General features: G+C 72.7%; 13 protein-coding genes. 8 read left to right on the top strand and 5 right to left on the bottom strand.

Features of this window, described 5'->3' with window-relative positions; all coding sequences use genetic code 11:
* The first annotated feature begins 215 nt into the window (after positions 1-215).
* Positions 216-722: a DUF1203 domain-containing protein gene (locus OO63_RS36830; RefSeq protein ID WP_030362499.1), complete on the top strand. Its 507-nt coding sequence runs from the start codon at positions 216-218 to the stop codon at positions 720-722.
* A gap of 11 nt (positions 723-733) precedes the next feature.
* Here the strand turns inward: OO63_RS36830 and OO63_RS36825 are convergent, their stop codons facing one another.
* Positions 734-1,627 carry a LysR family transcriptional regulator gene (locus OO63_RS36825; protein WP_030362500.1) on the bottom strand — a complete coding sequence of 298 codons (894 nt, stop codon included), beginning with the start codon at positions 1,625-1,627 and terminating at the stop codon, positions 734-736.
* A 98-nt stretch (positions 1,628-1,725) separates the two neighbouring features.
* On the opposite strand from OO63_RS36825, the gene OO63_RS36820 reads away from it, so the two are divergent.
* Positions 1,726-2,910 (top strand): MFS transporter, encoded by a 1,185-nt coding sequence (locus OO63_RS36820; RefSeq protein ID WP_030362501.1) that lies wholly within the window; start codon positions 1,726-1,728, stop codon positions 2,908-2,910.
* An 81-nt stretch (positions 2,911-2,991) separates the two neighbouring features.
* Here OO63_RS36820 and OO63_RS36815 read toward each other — a convergent pair whose 3' ends face one another.
* Positions 2,992-3,189, bottom strand: a complete 198-nt coding sequence (locus OO63_RS36815) for a hypothetical protein (RefSeq protein ID WP_030362502.1) — start codon at positions 3,187-3,189, stop codon at positions 2,992-2,994.
* 144 nt (positions 3,190-3,333) lie between these two features.
* Positions 3,334-4,353, bottom strand: coding sequence for an aspartate-semialdehyde dehydrogenase (locus OO63_RS36810; RefSeq protein WP_030362503.1), 1,020 nt, complete (start codon positions 4,351-4,353; stop codon positions 3,334-3,336).
* A gap of 221 nt (positions 4,354-4,574) precedes the next feature.
* Here OO63_RS36810 and OO63_RS36805 point away from each other — a divergent pair, with 221 nt between their 5' ends.
* The 3 genes from OO63_RS36805 (at position 4,575) to OO63_RS36795 (ending at position 7,706) form a co-directional block, all read left to right on the top strand.
* Entirely contained in the window at positions 4,575-5,141 is a 567-nt protein-coding gene (locus OO63_RS36805) for an RNA polymerase sigma factor (RefSeq protein ID WP_030362504.1), read from the top strand.
* The gene (locus OO63_RS36800) at positions 5,138-5,941 is read left to right on the top strand and encodes a hypothetical protein (protein WP_078619598.1); all 804 of its coding nucleotides are present in this window, start codon (positions 5,138-5,140) and stop codon (positions 5,939-5,941) included. Before OO63_RS36805 ends, OO63_RS36800 begins: the two co-directional genes overlap by 4 nt.
* Positions 5,942-6,206: 265 nt before the next feature.
* Positions 6,207-7,706 (top strand): M28 family metallopeptidase, encoded by a 1,500-nt coding sequence (locus tag OO63_RS36795; protein WP_030362506.1) that lies wholly within the window; start codon positions 6,207-6,209, stop codon positions 7,704-7,706.
* Positions 7,707-7,819: 113 nt separating this feature from the next.
* On the opposite strand, the gene OO63_RS36790 is transcribed toward OO63_RS36795, so the two are convergent.
* The gene (locus tag OO63_RS36790; protein WP_051811550.1) at positions 7,820-11,143 is read right to left on the bottom strand and encodes a S8 family serine peptidase; all 3,324 of its coding nucleotides are present in this window, start codon (positions 11,141-11,143) and stop codon (positions 7,820-7,822) included.
* Between the two features lie 229 nt (positions 11,144-11,372).
* The gene (locus tag OO63_RS36785) at positions 11,373-11,957 is read right to left on the bottom strand and encodes a CGNR zinc finger domain-containing protein (RefSeq protein ID WP_030362508.1); all 585 of its coding nucleotides are present in this window, start codon (positions 11,955-11,957) and stop codon (positions 11,373-11,375) included.
* Positions 11,958-12,098: 141 nt separating this feature from the next.
* Here OO63_RS36785 and OO63_RS36780 point away from each other — a divergent pair, with 141 nt between their 5' ends.
* The 3 genes from OO63_RS36780 (at position 12,099) to OO63_RS36770 (ending at position 16,087) form a co-directional block, all read left to right on the top strand.
* Entirely contained in the window at positions 12,099-12,545 is a 447-nt protein-coding gene (locus tag OO63_RS36780) for an NUDIX hydrolase (RefSeq protein ID WP_030362509.1), read from the top strand.
* A gap of 509 nt (positions 12,546-13,054) precedes the next feature.
* Entirely contained in the window at positions 13,055-14,854 is a 1,800-nt protein-coding gene (locus OO63_RS36775) for a TIGR03767 family metallophosphoesterase (RefSeq protein ID WP_030362510.1), read from the top strand.
* A gap of 54 nt (positions 14,855-14,908) precedes the next feature.
* Positions 14,909-16,087 (top strand): serine hydrolase domain-containing protein, encoded by a 1,179-nt coding sequence (locus OO63_RS36770; RefSeq protein WP_030362511.1) that lies wholly within the window; start codon positions 14,909-14,911, stop codon positions 16,085-16,087.
* Positions 16,088-16,227 lie beyond the last annotated feature (140 nt).

Genomic DNA, 16,227 nt, shown 5'->3' with positions numbered 1-16,227 from the left:
GGTGGGGAAAAGCCCGTCCGGCGTTTGAGGACGAGCGCGGAGCGCGATGCGGGGGTGCGCCCGGGCGGGGCTGGGGGTGCCGGGCTTTCGGGCAGGCCCGGGACAAGTCCGGGCGGGTGGGTGGGTGGGCCGATTCGGGGGTGCCCCCGGCCCAGGGCGAGGTAGGCGTCCGGAAACCGCCAGCCGGGGCGGAGCGGAGGGGCGAACCTGGGCCCATGAGCACAGCATTCGCCCCGCGCCCCCTCACCCCCGACACCCTCAAGCAGCTCCGCCACACGGACGACGCGGGCCGCCCCTGCGTACCGTTCACCGACCCGGAGGGCGGCGACCCCCTCCGCTGCTGCCTGCGCCCCGCCCGGCAGGGCGAACGCATCGCCCTGGTCTCGTACGCCCCCCTGCGCCGCTGGGCGGCGGAAACCGGCGCCGACCCGGGCGCGTACGACGAGCAGGGCCCGGTGTTCATCCACGCGGACCCCTGCGAGGGCCCGGCCCCGGCCCCGGCGGAGTACCCGTACGTCCGCCCGGGCGCCCTGCGCACGTTCCGCCGCTACGACGCCGGCGGCAACATCGTCGGCGGCCGCCTCCTGGAGGTCCCCGAGGACACCACGGCGGCCTTCGACGAGGCCCTCACGGAGGCCTTCGCCGACCCCCGGGTCGCCCTGGTGCACGTCCGCGCCGTGGAGTACGGCTGCTTCCACTTCGAGGTCAGGCGCCCCGCCTGAGCCACGGGCGATCAGGCGGCCGACGCGCCCTCGTCGGCCGCCCCCGCCCCGGCCACCGCCCGCGCGAACGCCCGCACCCGCTCCGTCTCCCCGTCCCGGTGCCACACCAGGCCGAGCACCGAGTCCGGCACCCCCTCCACCGGCACGAACACCACGTCCCGCCGCCCGTGGTACTCGGCCGTCGGACGGCAGAGCAGCATCGCGCCCCGGTCCGCGGCCACCAGTGTCAGCCCCTCCTGGAGGGTGCGCACGGCGGGCGCGGGCACGGCCGACGGCGCCTGCGCCTCGCGCCAGTACGCGGGAGCGGGCGCCGCCGCCGAGATCAGGGGCACGTCGGCGAGCTCGGCCGCGGCAAGGGACGTACGGGACGCGAACGGATGCCGTACCGACACCGCCACCGTCTGCTGCTGCCGTGAGAAGAGCGGGCCGAGCACCAGCTCGGGCTCCGCCACCGGAAGCAGCACGATCGCCGCGTCCACGTCACCCTGGCGCACCGCCCCGAAGGGGTCCGCGAACGGCACCTCCACGATCTCCGTCACACACCCCGGATGCCGCTTCTGGAACGTCGTGATCGCCTCCATCAGACGCGCGTCCGCCGTCCCCTGGAAGCCGATCCTGATCCGGCCCGCCACACCCCGCGCCGACTCCCGCGCCCGCCCCACCACGTCCGCCAACTCCGCGTACGCGGGCCGCAGTTCCGCGTGGAAACGCTCGCCGAGCGGGGTCAGCCGCACCCGGCGGCTAGTACGCTCCACGAGGCGCGCGCCGATGCGCTGCTCCAGTGCGGCAAGCAGCTGGCTGACCCGGCTCTGCGAGACGTAGAGCCGCTCACCCGCCCGGCCGAAGTGCAGCTCCTCGGCCAGCGCCAGGAAACACTCCAGCTCCCGGACCTCGAGCCCACTCATACGCGTTCGCCCCGTCCCTCGATCGATGAGCCACGCTCATTCAAGGATGAGAGGTCCGACGTTGTTCCCGGTGACCCCTCGGGCGTTGGCTGGTGCCCATGAAAACCGTGACTGAAATCGCGCCGGTCCCCACCGGACGACGGTCCCTGCCGCTGTCCGTCGTCGCCGTCGCGGCCGCCACCTTCTCCGTCGTCACCACGGAAATGCTCCCCGTGGGACTGCTCACCTCCCTGTCCTCGGGCCTGCACGTCAGCGACGGCACCGCGGGGCTCACCGTCACCCTGCCCGGCCTCGTCGCGGCCCTCGCCGCCCTGCTCCTCCCCGTCGCCGTCCGCCGCGCGGACCGGCGCGCCGTGCTGTGCGCCCTGATGCTGCTGCTCGGCGCCGTGAACCTGCTGTCCGCGCTCGCGCCGACCTTCGCCGTGCTCCTCGGCGCCCGCATCGTCGTCGGCCTGTGCATCGGCGGCGTCTGGGCCGTCGCCGCCTCCCTCGCCGTACGCCTGGTGCGCGCCGAGTCCATCGGCCGGGCCACCGCCGTGATCTTCAGCGGGATAGCCGTGGCGTCGGTGCTCGGCGTGCCCGCGGGCACCTTCCTCGGCGAACTCGCGGGCTGGCGCTGGGCGTTCGGTGCCGTGGCCGTGCTCGGTGTCGCCGTCGCCGTGCTGCTCGCCGTCGTCCTTCCGCCGCTCCCGCCCGCCGAGCCGGTGCGCCTCGGCGTCTTCCCCGAGCTGCTGCGGATGCCGCGGCTGCGGATCGGCCTGATCGCGGTGGCGCTGCTCGTCGTCGGCCACTTCACCGCGTACACCTATGTGCGACCCGTCCTGGAGCGGGTTCCGGACCTCGGCGCGGGCCTCGTCAGCGGGCTGCTGCTCGTCTACGGCGTCGCCGGGATCGCCGGGAACTTCCTCGGCGGCTCCCTCGCCGCCCGCGACCCGCGCCGCGCGCTCCTGCTGATCTCGGCGGTGCTCGGCGCCGTGATGCTCCTGCTGGTCCCGGCCGGGGGTTCGCTCGCCGTGTCGGTGGTGCTCCTGGTCGCCTGGGGCCTCTCGTACGGAGGCGTGTCGGTGTCCTCGCAGAACTGGGTGATGGAGGCCGCGCCGGGAGCCAGGGAAGCGGCGTCCGCGCTGTTCGCGGGGGTGTTCAACGTGGCCATCGCGGTGGGCGCGCTGACCGGGGGCCGGGTCGCGGACGGGATCGGCGTGAGCGACGTCCTGCTGGTCGGCGGCGGGCTCGCGGTGGTGGCCCTGGGGGTGGTGGCGGTCGCCCGGAACGGCGCGGAGTGACCCGACAACGGCACCGCGCCCGCACGGACCTGGTCGGGGTCCGTGCGGGCGCGGTGGTGTCCCGGGCCTGAGGTCGTCAGGTCACGGGGCCAGGCAACCCGTGGCGGGGACCTCGGCGGGCACGCCGGGGCTGGCGAGGTCGACGAGACCGGTGACGTCCTGGACGGCACAGTCGACGGTGGCTACGGGGTCCGGTACGGCGCTCGCCGGGGCGGCGAGCGCTCCGGCGAGGGCGAGGGTTCCGACGGCCATGGCGGCCACGGCGGTGATACGGCGCATGAACTTCCCTTGTGTGGTGCGGTTGGTGCACCGAGGTACTGCCCGGACCCGCCGGGATGGCATGCGCCGTTTCACTCATCCGTGGGTGATGAAACGATCCCCTGCGACCAGCGTGTTTACCGGTCGCTCAGGCGCTCAGGCGGCTCAGGAACCCGAGAGCTCCGCCGCCACCAGCTCCGCGATCTGCACCGCGTTCAGCGCGGCGCCCTTGCGGAGGTTGTCGTCGGAGATGAAGAACGCGAGGCCGTTCTCGACGGTCTCGTCACCGCGGATGCGGCCCACGAAGGACTCGTCGCGGCCCGCGGCGACCAGCGGCGTCGGCACGTCGGTGAGGACGACGCCCTCCGCGGCCGCGAGGACCTCGGTGGCGCGCTCGGGGGAGAGGGGACGCGCGAAGCGGGCGTTGACCTGGAGGGAGTGGCCCGTGAAGACGGGCACACGGACACAGGTGCCGGAGACCTTGAGCTCCGGGATCTCCAGGATCTTGCGGGACTCGTGGCGGAGCTTCTGCTCCTCGTCGGTCTCGTTCAGGCCGTCGTCGACGATGGAGCCCGCCATCGGGAGGACGTTGTACGCGATCGGCGCGACGTACTTGTCCGGCTCGGGGAACTCCGCCTGGTCGCCGCCGTGCGTCAGCTTCGGCGCGTCGTCGCCGACCTTCTTGACCTGCTCGAACAGCTCCTCGACGCCCGCGAGCCCGGAGCCGGACACCGCCTGGTAGGTGGCGACGACCAGCGAGGTCAGCTCCGCCTCCAGGTGCAGCGGCTTCAGGACCGGCATCGCGGCCATCGTCGTGCAGTTCGGGTTCGCGATGATGCCCTTGGGGCGGTCCGCGACGGCGTGCGGGTTCACCTCGGAGACGACCAGCGGCACCTCGGGGTGGCGGCGCCAGGCGGAGGAGTTGTCGATCACCACGGCGCCCTGGGACGCGACCTTCTCGGCCAGCGCCTTGGAGGTGGCGCCGCCCGCGGAGAACAGGACGATGTCCAGGCCCGAGTAGTCGGCCGTCGAGGCGTCCTCGACCGTCACCCCGTCCAGGACCGAGCCGGCCGAGCGGGCCGAGGCGAACAGGCGCAGCTCGTCGAGCGGGAACTCACGCTCGACGAGGATCTTGCGCATGACCGTGCCGACCTGACCGGTGGCTCCGACGATTCCGACCTTCACAGGGGTCCCTCCGTAGTTGCGTGCCTGGCTGCGGCAGTCTCCTGCCCGGGCGTGCGGCCGTCCGACCAGGGGCGCTGCCGCCGCTCCATGATGCGTCTGTCCACGGCCGCTTTGTCCAATCCATTGTCCGAGGTGCGGGACGCCACATCCGCGCGAACGTTTCGGCCCGCTCCGGCGTCCTAGGGGAGACGCGGGAACGCGCGCGACGAGGGGGAGGGCCATTGCTGCGCAGAATCACGCGCCGCGGAGCACCTGGGCAGGGGGGACCACGGCAGGGGGGACCACACGGCCCGGAGGCCGCCGACCCGCTCGACCCGGCCCAGGAGGACCGGGTCCGGGCGGTCCTTTCGCTCGGCGGGGTACCGCACGGGGAGCTGCAGGACGGGGTGCAGCAGGTCAGGCTGCGGCTCCTGGAGCGGGCGGCGAAGGGGGAGCAGGCGCCGCGGGACGTGTCCGCGTGGGCCGCGGTGGTCGCCTCGAACTGGGCGATGGACTTCCACCGCGCCCGGCGCCGCCAGGAGCGGCTCGGCGAACGGCTCGCCGCGCTGCGCCCCGCGGAGGCCGGTGCGGACGGCGCCGAGTCCCGGGTCCTCGCGCTGGCCGTGGCGCAGGGCCTCGACGCGCTGCCGGACAGCCAGCGGCAGGTCGTCGTGCTGCGCTTCTACGCCGATCTGCCGGTCCGGGACATCGCGGCCGAGCTCGGCATCCCGGAAGGAACGGTCAAGAGCAGGCTGCACGCGGCCGTACGGATGCTGCGGACGCGGCTGCACGAGGGAGAGGTGGTGTGACCGTGACGCACGAGGAGAGTGACGACGCCGTCGACGCGCTGGCGCTGGCGGTCACGGACACACCGGTGCCCGACGCCCTGCGCGCCGACGAGCGGTTCATGGCCGAGCACGCGGCGGCGGTCGCCGACGTCGAGGCGCTGCGCGCCCAGCTGCGGATCGTGGGGGACACGCTGGCGCGGGGGCCGCAGGGCCCGGACGGGCCCGCGCCCGCCCTGCCGCCCGCCGCCCCCTTCCGCCGGCCCGGCGCCGCCCGCCGCCGTGCCGTGCTCGCCCTAGCGGCCGCGCTCGCCGCCGGCATGCTCGGCGGCCTCGTCTGGCTCGGGGCGAACGCCGGGACCGGGGACGGCGACATGGCGGGCGGCGACGGCGCGAAGCACGCGGCGCCGGAGCTCAGCGACGGGCGGGAGTCGGCCCCGCACGCCTCGAAGGCCCCGGACGAGCCCCAGGACGACTCGGACGGCGCCGGGGACAGCCGCTCGCGCGAGGGCTACGTCGCCTGCGCGCGGCTCATCGTCGAGGGCACCGTGCACCGCGTCGAGGCGCTGCCCGGCGGCACCCGGGAGCGGATCACGTTCGACGTGTCCCGCTACTACAAGCCCGCCGAGGGCAAGCAGAGGATCACGTTCGTGATGTCCGTCGACACAGACGTGGAGCCGCGGCCGCGGGCGGGCGACCGGGCGCTGATCGGGATCACCGAGGGGGAGGACACGCCCGACCTCTGGACGACGGGGAAGGGGATCGCCACGGACCGCGCGTGGATCGAGAAGGCGCTGCCCGGGGCGCGCGGAGCGGAGTGCTGAACGGTGACGTGCTGAACGGTGACGTGCTGAACGGCACATTCCGGGACGACGACACCCGGAGTACTGAGTTCCGGTGACAACTGCGTGAAGGCGCGGTTGCGAACCCGGCGAATCCCCTGAACTGCGGTTTCGCCGGGCTAACGTCCTTCCACCGCTCGCCGTTGATCACCGCCGCACGCCGGTCGCGTACCCGACCAGTACCGACCGCGTGCCCGACCACGGAGGTCACCGGCGCACACCTCCGACCACGCAAGGAAGGACCTCCGTGCGCGCACCCCGCAGCCGGACCACGGCCGCTCTCGTCTCCGCGGCCGTCGCCGCCCCCCTCCTGCTCGCCGCCGCCCCGGCGGGTGCCCAGGACGCCCCCCGCGCCGCCGAGCGTCACGCGACGCAGTCCGCGCAGGCGAAGAAGCTCGCCAAGAAGCTGGTGAAGAAGTCCACGGGCAAGAGCGCCTACCGTCACCTGGAGAAGTTCCAGGAGATAGCCGACGCCAACGGCGGCAACCGCGCCGCGGGCACCAAGGGCCACAAGGCGTCCACGAAGTACGTGTACGACCGCCTGAAGAAGGCCGGTTACAAGGTCTCGTACCAGGACTTCACGTTCTACGAGTCGAAGACGCTGCGCGAGAGCGCCGCCGTGCTCTCGCCCGACGCGCGCAAGCTGACCGCCCTGGCGTTCGACTTCAGCAAGGCCACGCCCGAGGGCGGCATCCAGGCCCCGCTCGCCGCCGCCCGCGTCGACGACACCCCGGGCTGCGAGGCCGACGACTACACGTCCGACACCTTCACCGGCAAGATCGCCCTGGTGAAGCGCGGCACCTGCACCTTCGCCGAGAAGGAGGCCGCCGCGGCCAAGGCGGGCGCCATCGGCCTCGTCCTGTACAACCACTCCGGCGACCAGCCCGTGAAGGGCAACCTGGAGGTCCCGGAGAACGCGCACATCCCGGCCGTCGGCATCACCAAGGCCGAGGGCGAGAAGCTGGCCGCCGACCTCGCCAAGGGAGAGGTCAAGGTCTCCGTGGACGTGGCCACCGAGGCCGTCCCGCACAAGACCCGCAACGTCGTCGCCGAGACCCGCGGCGGCCGCGCCGACCGCGTCGTCGGCCTCGGCGCGCACCTGGACTCCGTGCCCGAGGGCCCCGGCATCAACGACAACGGCTCCGGCTCTGCCGGTCTGATCGAGGTCGCCGAGAAGCTCGCCAAGGAGACCAAGGGCGGCAAGAAGCTGACCAACAAGGTCCGCTTCGCCTGGTGGTCGGCCGAGGAGCTGGGCCTGCTCGGCTCCGACCACTACGTCAAGTCGCTGTCGGCGAAGCAGAAGAAGAACATCAAGCTGTACCTGAACTTCGACATGATCGCCTCGCCGAACGCGGCGGAGCTGGTCTACGACGGCGACGACTCCGACAAGGTCGGCGCGGGCGCGGGCCCGGCCGGATCCGCCCAGATCGAGAAGCTGATCAACGGCTTCCTCGACAAGAAGAAGGTCCCGCACTGGGGCACCGACTTCGACGGCCGCTCCGACTACGGGGCGTTCATCGCGAACGGCATCCCGGCCGGCGGCACCTTCACCGGCGCCGAGGGCCTCAAGACCGAGGAGCAGGCGGCGAAGGCGGGCGGCAAGGCCGGTCAGCCCTACGACCCGAACTACCACGCCGCGGGCGACGACCTGAAGAACATCAACCGCAAGGCGTTCGCGACGAACATCGACGTCATCGCGCACGCGGTGGGCACCTACGCCCACGACCTCAGCTCCCTGAAGAAGTGAACACCGGCTTCCTGAAGGGCTGACCTGACGGGCTGGAAGGGCTGATCGCGGTCCGGACAGCCGAACGGGGGCGGGCACTCGGTGCCCGCCCCCGTTCTCATGTGCTCTCAGCGTTACGGCGTGACCTTCTCCACCGTCACGCTGCCCGTGCCCGCGACGGTCCCGCGCGCGTTCAGGAGGCTGACCTCACCGAACAGGACGCGGCCCGCGGCGGCGGGCCCGCTCGCGACGACCTCGGCGGAGACGTCCGCCGAGGCCCCGTTCGCGAGCTCGACCTTCTTCGTCTCGTCGACCTTGATCTGGCCGAGCGAGGAGGAGAAGAACACGTCACGGTAGTCGTACGCGGTCGAGCCCGAAGGGATGGAGTAGCCCGCGACCTCGATGGTGTACGTGCCCGCCGCGGGCTTGGTCAGGCTCACCGACTCCTCGGAGTCGCCGTCCGCCGAACTGGCCACCGGCACGCCGTCCTTGAGGACCGCGAGGTCCAGGTCGGCGGCGGCGTCGGCGGTGGAGCCGATCGCCACGTCGAGCCGCTCGGCGCCCGCGGGCACCTCGACCGTCGTGGTCTGCTTCTCACCCTGCTTGATGGTGGGACGCGTGGTCGCGGCCGAGCCGAGCGTGCCGCCCTTCAGCTTGCCCTGTACGGCGGCGTAGTTGTTCGTCGCCTTCCAGGTGACGGGCGCGGCCTGACCGGACTTGGCCTCCGCGAGCTTCTGCGGCGTGGGGGCGAAGGACACGCCGAGCGCGGCGACCTTGAGCTTGTACGGGTTGTCGAGCACCGGCGACGTACGGCGCGACTCGATCTCGATCTCCCAGACGCCCGGCGTCGGGTTGGCGTACGAGCGCAGGTCCGGGCGGCAGGTGTTGTCCGGGTTCGGGAAGTCCGGGTAGCAGACGAGCGAGGACGTCGACTCGACCGGGACGCCGTACGGGTGGATGGAGATGAACCGCGTCTGGCTCTTGTCCTTCAGACCGCCGAGCGCGACCTCCAGGGTCTTCGCGCCCTTCGGCACCGTCACGAAGAGGGACTTGGTGCCGTTGCGCTGCACCGAGCTGCTCGACGAGGTGGTGAAGGAGGGCTTGGCGAGGTCCTTGGCCACGACGACCGTCGTCATGATCTGGTGGTCGATGCCGCGGGTGCGCTTGTCGTTCACGGTGAGCACGGCGCTGGAGAGACCGTACGACTCCGGCTTGGCCTGCACCTTCACGGTCACGGCCGTGTTCAGGGGCAGCAGCACGTCGTCGTCGCCGACCAGGCGGAACGTCTTGCCGTGGTTGTTGGCGAAGGCCAGCTTGTGCAGGACCGGACGGGTCGGGCCCGTCGTCCGCTTGATGGTGACGCTGTACGTCTTCTTCTGGCCCTTCTTCAGGCCGCCCTCACGGTCGTACAGGCCGGTGCCGGGCTTCTTCAGCTCCTGCTCGAGGGCCGTGTCGACGGGCGCCTTGACCGTGTACTCGTGGGCCTTGGCGCCGCCCTTGACGGCGGCCCAGGCGTCCACGACGTCGATCAGGCCGGTGCCCTGCGCGTAGGCCTGCACGCCCGGGATGCGGTGGGCGGTCGAGGTCAGCGCGGTGCGCAGCTTGGCCGGGGTGAGGTCGACGCGCTGCTGCTTGGCGGCGCTGAGCAGCAGCGCGGAGGCGCCCGCGGCCTGCGGCGACGACATCGACGTGCCGTTCAGCATGGAGTAACCGGCGGGCAGCTTGTAGCCCGCCTCGGCGACCGGGGAGCCCGGCAGCCAGGTCTGCGTGGTGTTGATGGCCGAGCCCGGCGCGGTCACCAGGGGCTGGAAGCCGCCGTCCTCGCGCGGGCCGCGCGAGGAGAAGTTGAACATGTCGTTCTTCTTCGTCACCTCGGAGCCGTAGTTGGCGGCCCAGGTGTCCTTGGAGACCGACGCGCCCACGGAGACGACGTGGTCGGCGAGGGAGGGGTCGCCGATGGTGTTGGCGCCGGGTCCGGAGTTGCCCGCGGAGATCACCAGCTGCACGCCGTAGGTGTCGATGAGGCGCTTGTACAGCTCGGCGCGCGCGTTGTTGCCGTCATTGAGCGCCGGAAGGCCGCCGATCGACATGTTCACGATGTCGACGCCGCGCTTCGTCACGAGGTCGATCATGCCCTCGGTGAGCGCGACGTTGGTGCAGCCGCCGGTCCAGGTGCAGGCGCGCGAGGACACCAGCTTGGCGCCGGGGGCGGCGCCGTTCATCTTGCCGCCGAACAGCTTGTTGGCGGCCGTGATGCCCGCGACGTGCGTGCCGTGCTCGGACTCGATGAGACCGATGTTCACGAAGTCGGCCTTCTTGCCGACCCAGTCGCCGCCGTAGGGGTCCGTCGGCACGTCCTTGCGGATCTCCACGACGAACGGCACGCGCTCGGCGACGTCGGTCGCGGGGTCGTCCTTGCCGAAGTAGCCGACCTGGTGGTTCTTGCCGTACGGCTTCATCGGCTTGTCGTCGCCGAAGTCCTTGTTGTCGTTCAGGTCGACGCGCACGGTCCCGGCGGCCGGGTCGTACAGGACGCCCCAGGTGTCCGTCGTGTCCCCGTCCCGGTTCAGGTCGCCCTTGGCGTCGCCGCCGGTCGTCGCGGCCTCGCGGAAGCGGCTGATCTGGTACGAGCCCGCGGGGGCCTTCCAGGAGTCGCCGTCGAAGGTGAACGTGGGCCCGGACACCGGGTTGGTCATGCGGCGCCAGGTCGCGTCGGCGTCCACGATCGGGTCGGTCGCGGTCACCCAGTCGGTGATCTTGCGCTCGCCGGTCGTGGTCTTCTGCAGCGCCGGGTGGCCGAGGTCGACGCCCGAGTCGAGGATGCCGATGGTGATGCCGCGGCCGTCGGCCTTCGGGTTCTTCTTCACGAAGTCGACGGCGCCCGTCTCGAAGGACGGGTTGTACGGGTTCTTGGCGGGCGTGTTCTTGTCCGGCGCCGGGTAGGCGGCCCGGCCCTGCGCGGACTTCGCGCCCTTGGGGCTCTGCGGCTTCGGGTCGTCGAGCTCGATCTCGTGCCGCAGGTCGATGGCGTGCACGGAGGAGAGCTTCGAGGCGGCCTTGATGGCGGCGTCGGCGCGCGCGGTCGGGACGGCGGCGCGGACGTAGCCGAGCTTGTCGTAGGTGCGGCCGACGGAGCCGCCCTTGACGGCGTCCAGCTCCTTGGCGACCTGCTCGGTCGCGCCGGGCTTCGTGGCGACCATCATCGTGACGGTCTTCTCGCCCTCCGCCTTGGCGTCGGCGAGCAGTTCGGCGTCCTGGGCGCCGAGCTTCGCGGCGGCGTCCTTGGGCGCGGGGGCGGCCGGGGCGGGGGTGGGCCCGTCGGCGGCGAGGGCGAGCGGGAGCGGGGCCGCCGCGCAGAGAGCGGCGGCCACGCCTATCGCGGTGGCGAGGCGGGCGGTGCGTCTGGCGCGGTCGCCGCGTCTCGCGCCCTGGGGCGCGTGGTGTGGATCGAGGGTCATCAGCATCCCTGTACGTAAAGATCGGCTGGTCGAGCCGATGAAGCGAGGGTCCGGAATACGGGGCCGGATGACCGCTCAGCTTTACGTAAGGGGTGCCTGTTTGGGGAGAGTTGCCCGGGGCCCGAGTTCCCCGATGGCGTACTTCCGCCATACGCCATCGGGAACAAGGCGCACCATAACGGGACTTGACGCCCGCGTGAACGCGGGCGAACGCCTCGCGCGGTCGCGGCTAGCTGTCCCGCGACCGCGCGTAGTGACGGGACGCCTTCGCGCGATTGCCGCACACCGCCATCGAGCACCAGCGCCGGGTGCCGTTCCGCGAGGTGTCGAAGAAGTGCAGGACGCACGCCTCGTGGGCGCAGCCGCGGATCCGGTCGGGGGCGGTGGTGAGCAGCTCCAGATAGTCCCGCGCGGCCAGCCACGCGGGCCCCCACGACGGGTCCGCGAACTCGGCCTCCTCGCCCGGCCCCTCCGGCGTCAGCGTCGCCCGCACGCGGCCGTGCGCGAGCACCGCGTCGACGCGGGCCACGGCGTCCGGGGCCCCGCCCGGCTTCCCCGGCAGGTCGACGAGCCCGGCGAGGGCGTCCCGGGCGCGCAGCAGCTGCTCCAGGGTGCGCCGGTCGGCGGCGAACCGCCCGTCGAGCCCGTGCGCCCCGAGCCAGACGGCCAGCCCCTCGACGTCCGTGAGCCCGCCTGTGCCGGCGAGCAGGTCCGCGCGCCCCCCGTCGTGGACCCACCGGGTGTTGAGCAGGTCCAGGGAGAGGGGTTCGCCGGTGAGGGGGCGGGGGTCGGGCGGGGTGGTGGGGGTGGGCAAGGGGGGCTCCCTTCGGTACCGGCGTCACCGCCGCGACGGCGCACTAACCCCTCAAGGGTACGTGACCGGTTGCCTTGGGCGGGGCCGGGACATCGGGGAACGGGACGTGCCTATCCGGTGTACGAGGTCTAACGTCGGCCCGTGCACAAAGAACTGCGGGTGGCGGCCTACGCCGTATGCGTACGCGACGGGTCCGTGCTGCTCGCCCGCTGGGTCGCGGGCGACGGCAGCAAGCGCTGGACGCTGCCCGGGGGCGGCATGGACCACGGCGAGGATCCGTACGACACGGTGATCCGGGAGGCCGAGGAGGAGACCGGGTACGCCGTCGAGCCGGTCGCGCTCCTCGGCGTCGACTCACTGCGCCGCCGCTATCCGAGACGCCTCGGCGCGGTGGCGGACTTCCACGGCGTGCGCATCGTCTACGAGGCCCGGGTCACCGGCGGCACCCTCCGCCACGAGACGTCGGGGTCGACGGACCTCGCGGCGTGGCACCCCCTGGACGCCGTCCCCGAGCTGGACCGCGTGAGCCTCGTCGACGTGGGCCTCGCCTTCTGGCGCACGCGGCCGACGGACGGGCATCTGCCGTAGCCGGGGGCTCCCCAACCCCGCCCCTTCCCGAACCGGGGGCTGCCGCCCCCGGACCCCCGCTATCGGCGCTCCGCGCCTCGTCCTCAATCTCCCCCAAGCTCTTAAGGAGCAGGGGGGACCCCCATGACGGGCTAGAAATTTCCCCGGGGCGGGCTGGAACTTCGCCGCAGCGGCGAGATATTTAGCCCCTCCGGCGTTTGAGGAGCGGGGTCTGGGGCGGAGCCCCAGGATCGGGAAGGGGCGGGATTGGGGAGCCCCCGGCAAGGCCCCCCTTCCCCGCCACATGAACACCGAGTAACCACCACCCCACCCCCCAACGAGCACCGCGTGCACACGCAAAGTGTGCCCTGATCCACTTACGGTGATCGGCGCCACCCGTTGTGGCGACGTTAACGCGCAGGCCACCCCCACTGCCAACGATCCAGTACGAGCGGGAAGTCCACCGGACACAGCACGCAGGACCCTCCCGCGACCACTGCCGACGCGTTCGCACTCGGGGAGACCGCGCCATGTCGCGCATACGCTCTGTCGCCACCACGGCGGCCACCGCCACCGCCTCCGCCACCACGTCCGCCGTCTCCACAGTGAACCGCCGCGCGCTCCTCGCGGCGACGGGCGCCGTCTCCCTCTCGGCGGGCGTCGGGTACGCCCTGGGCCCGGGAGCGGGCTCGGGCAAGGCCGCCCCGGCGGCGGCCGCGGCCCCGGTCCCGATGTCCCGCAGGGCCCCGTCGGCCCCCCTGGCCCCGTACCGCTCGGGCACGACCCTGGCGACGGTCTCGGCGCCCCGCGGCACCTCCGGCTACCGCCGCTTGGGCGACGGCCCGGCCTGGGACCGCGTCGTGCGCGCCGACCTGGCCCCGGCCGAGCCGGGCCGCGAGTCGCGCCGCACCCCGCTGGCGGCGTTCGTCCAGTTCACCGACCTGCACCTGGTGGACGTACAACACCCGCTGCGCTACGAGTACCTGCGGGCGCAGACGGCCAGTGCCTGGCGTCCGCAGGAGGCGCTGTCCGTCGCCGGAGCCGTCTCTCTGGTCGAGCAGGTCAACGGCCTGCGCGGCGCACCCGCCACCGGCGCGCCCCTGCACTTCGTGATGACGACGGGCGACAACACGGACAACAACTCCCGCAACGAGCTTGACTGGTTCCTGAAGGTGATGAGCGGCGGCCGCGTCACCCCCAACTCCGGCGACCCGCGCCGCTACGAAGGCGTGCAGGACAGCGGCCTGAAGCTCTACTGGCACCCGGACGACGCCCTGCGCGACGCCGACAAGGGCGCCGGTTTCCCTCACCTGCACAGCTTCCTGGACGCCGCGATCCGCGAGGTCAACAGCCCCGGCCTGAACCTGCCCTGGTACTCCACGGTCGGCAACCACGACGGCCTGCCCGGCGGCTGCTACGCGCCCGGCGACTCGTACTTCACCGAGTTCGCCGTCGGCGGCAGGAAGCTGATGTCCCTCGACGAGGCGCGCGGCGCGGCCCTGTGGAAGAACGTCAAGAAGGGCCACGACCCGAAGGGCGCCGCCTTCCGGGATCTGCTCAAGTCCGAGGCGCGCCGCATGCGTTCGGTGACTCCGGACGAGGCCCGCGCCCCCTTCACCCCCGCCGAGTACGTCAAGGCCCACCTGAACCCGGCGCACGCGGGCCGCGGCCCGGTCGGCCACGGCTACACCCAGCAGAACCTGGCCGAGCGCACCCAGTACTACTCCTTCCGCATCACCGACGACGTCCTCGGCATCAGCCTGGACACCACCGACCCCGGCGGGCACTACGAGGGCTCCCTCGGCACGGCCCAGCTGCGCTGGCTGGAGCGGCGGTTGAAGGAGGTGGAGAAGAGCGGCGACGCCTCGTACGTCATCGTCTTCAGCCACCACACCAGCAAGTCCATGCGGAACCTGCGCGCCGACCCGGGCCGCCCGCGCGAGCCCCGGCACGGCGGCGACGAGGTCGCTGCGCTCCTCGGACGGCACCGCTCGGTGCTCGCCTGGGTGAACGGCCACAGCCACAAGAACGCCATCACCCCGCACCGCACCGAGCACGGCGCATTCTGGGAGGTCTCCACCGCGTCCCACATCGACTTCCCGCAGCTCGCCCGGGTCATCGAGCTGGTCGACAACCACGACGGGACGCTGTCGCTGTTCACCACCCTGATCGAGTCCGCGGCCCCGCACCGCACCGACTTCGCCGACCTGTCCCAGACGGGCCTCGCCGCGCTGTACCGGGAGCTGTCGTTCAACGCCCCCGGCGCGAAGACCACCCTCGGCGGTGACCCCGGCGACCGCAACACGGAACTCGTCCTGCGCAAGGGGTGATCCCGGAACCAGGCCCGGCTGCGCTACGGTCTCGGCCTGGAGAAGGGACGACGCATGCCAGTACGCAAGCGGCTGCTGGGGGTGGCCGCGGCGGTGACGGTGGCGGGCGTCCTCGCGGCACCCGCCGTGTCCGCCGCACCCGCCGTGTCCGCACGGCCCGGCGCGTCCGGCGCCGACCACGGCCACCGCGCCACCCAGCGGGCCCTGGACCGGGCCGTCACGGCGGGCGTCCCCGGCGTCACCGGCCAGGCCGTCGACCCGTACGGGACCTGGAACTCCGCCGCCGGCCTCGGCGACCTGAGCGCGCGGACGCCGCGCGGCGCGTACGACCACTTCCGCGTCGGCAGCATCACGAAGACGTTCGTCGCCGTGGTGCTGCTCCAGCTCGCGGCGGAGGGCAGGCTCGGCCTGGACGACACCGTGGGGGAGTGGCTGCCGGGCGTCGTCCGGGGCAACGGCCACGACGGCGACAGGATCACCGTCCGCCAGCTCCTCAACCACACCAGCGGCATTTACGACTACCTCGCCGACCCCCGCTTCCAACGCGTGTACTTCACCCCGGAGTTCATGAAGCGCCGCTTCGACACCCGGACGCCAGAGGCCTGGGTGCGCATGGCGATGAGCCACCGGCCGCAGTTCCGCCCCGGCACGGGCTGGGGCTACTCCAACACCAACTACCTGCTCGCCGGAATGATCGTGGAGCGGGCGACGGGCCACTCCTACGCCGACGAGATCCGTGCCCGCGTCATCGAACCCCTCGGCCTGCGCCACACCTTCGTGCCCGGCACCCGGCCGACCCTGCCGCAGCCCAGCTCCCGGGCGTACTCCAAGCTGTTCGCCGACCCGAGGTCACGGTCCACGACGTACGACGTGACGGAGCTGAACCCGTCCGAAGCGGGCGCGGCGGGCGAGATGATCTCCAGCTCGGCGGACCTCAACCGCTTCTACCGGGCGCTGCTCGGCGGACGCCTCCTGCCGGACGAGCAGCTCGCCCAGATGAAGGAGACGGTCCCGGCGAAGGACCTGGGCCCCGGCGTCGGCTACGGCCTGGGCCTGATGCGGGTGCGCCTCTCGTGCGGGACGGCGGTGTGGGGGCACGGCGGCGGCATCCAGGGCTCCCGGTCCGAGGCGATGGCCACCGGCGACGGGCGCCGCGCGCTGGCGGTCAACTTCAACGGCGACTGGACGGGGGATCTGAAGCCGGTGGTCGAGGCGGAGTTCTGCGGCGAGTAGCCCGCGGTGCCGGGGTTGTCGCCCGCCCGGGAGCAGTCGTCCGCCGCCGAGCAGTCGCGCGTGCCGGAGTGCCCGCACGCGCCGGGCACGCGTACGGGGGCGAAACCCCGCCGTCCAGGATTCCGCCCCCGCACTCCCCT

Origin of the sequence: Streptomyces alboflavus, from assembly GCF_000716675.1 — a bacterium.
GTDB classification, from domain to species: domain Bacteria; phylum Actinomycetota; class Actinomycetes; order Streptomycetales; family Streptomycetaceae; genus Streptomyces; species Streptomyces alboflavus.
This window is presented reverse-complemented; position numbering and strand designations above follow the sequence as displayed.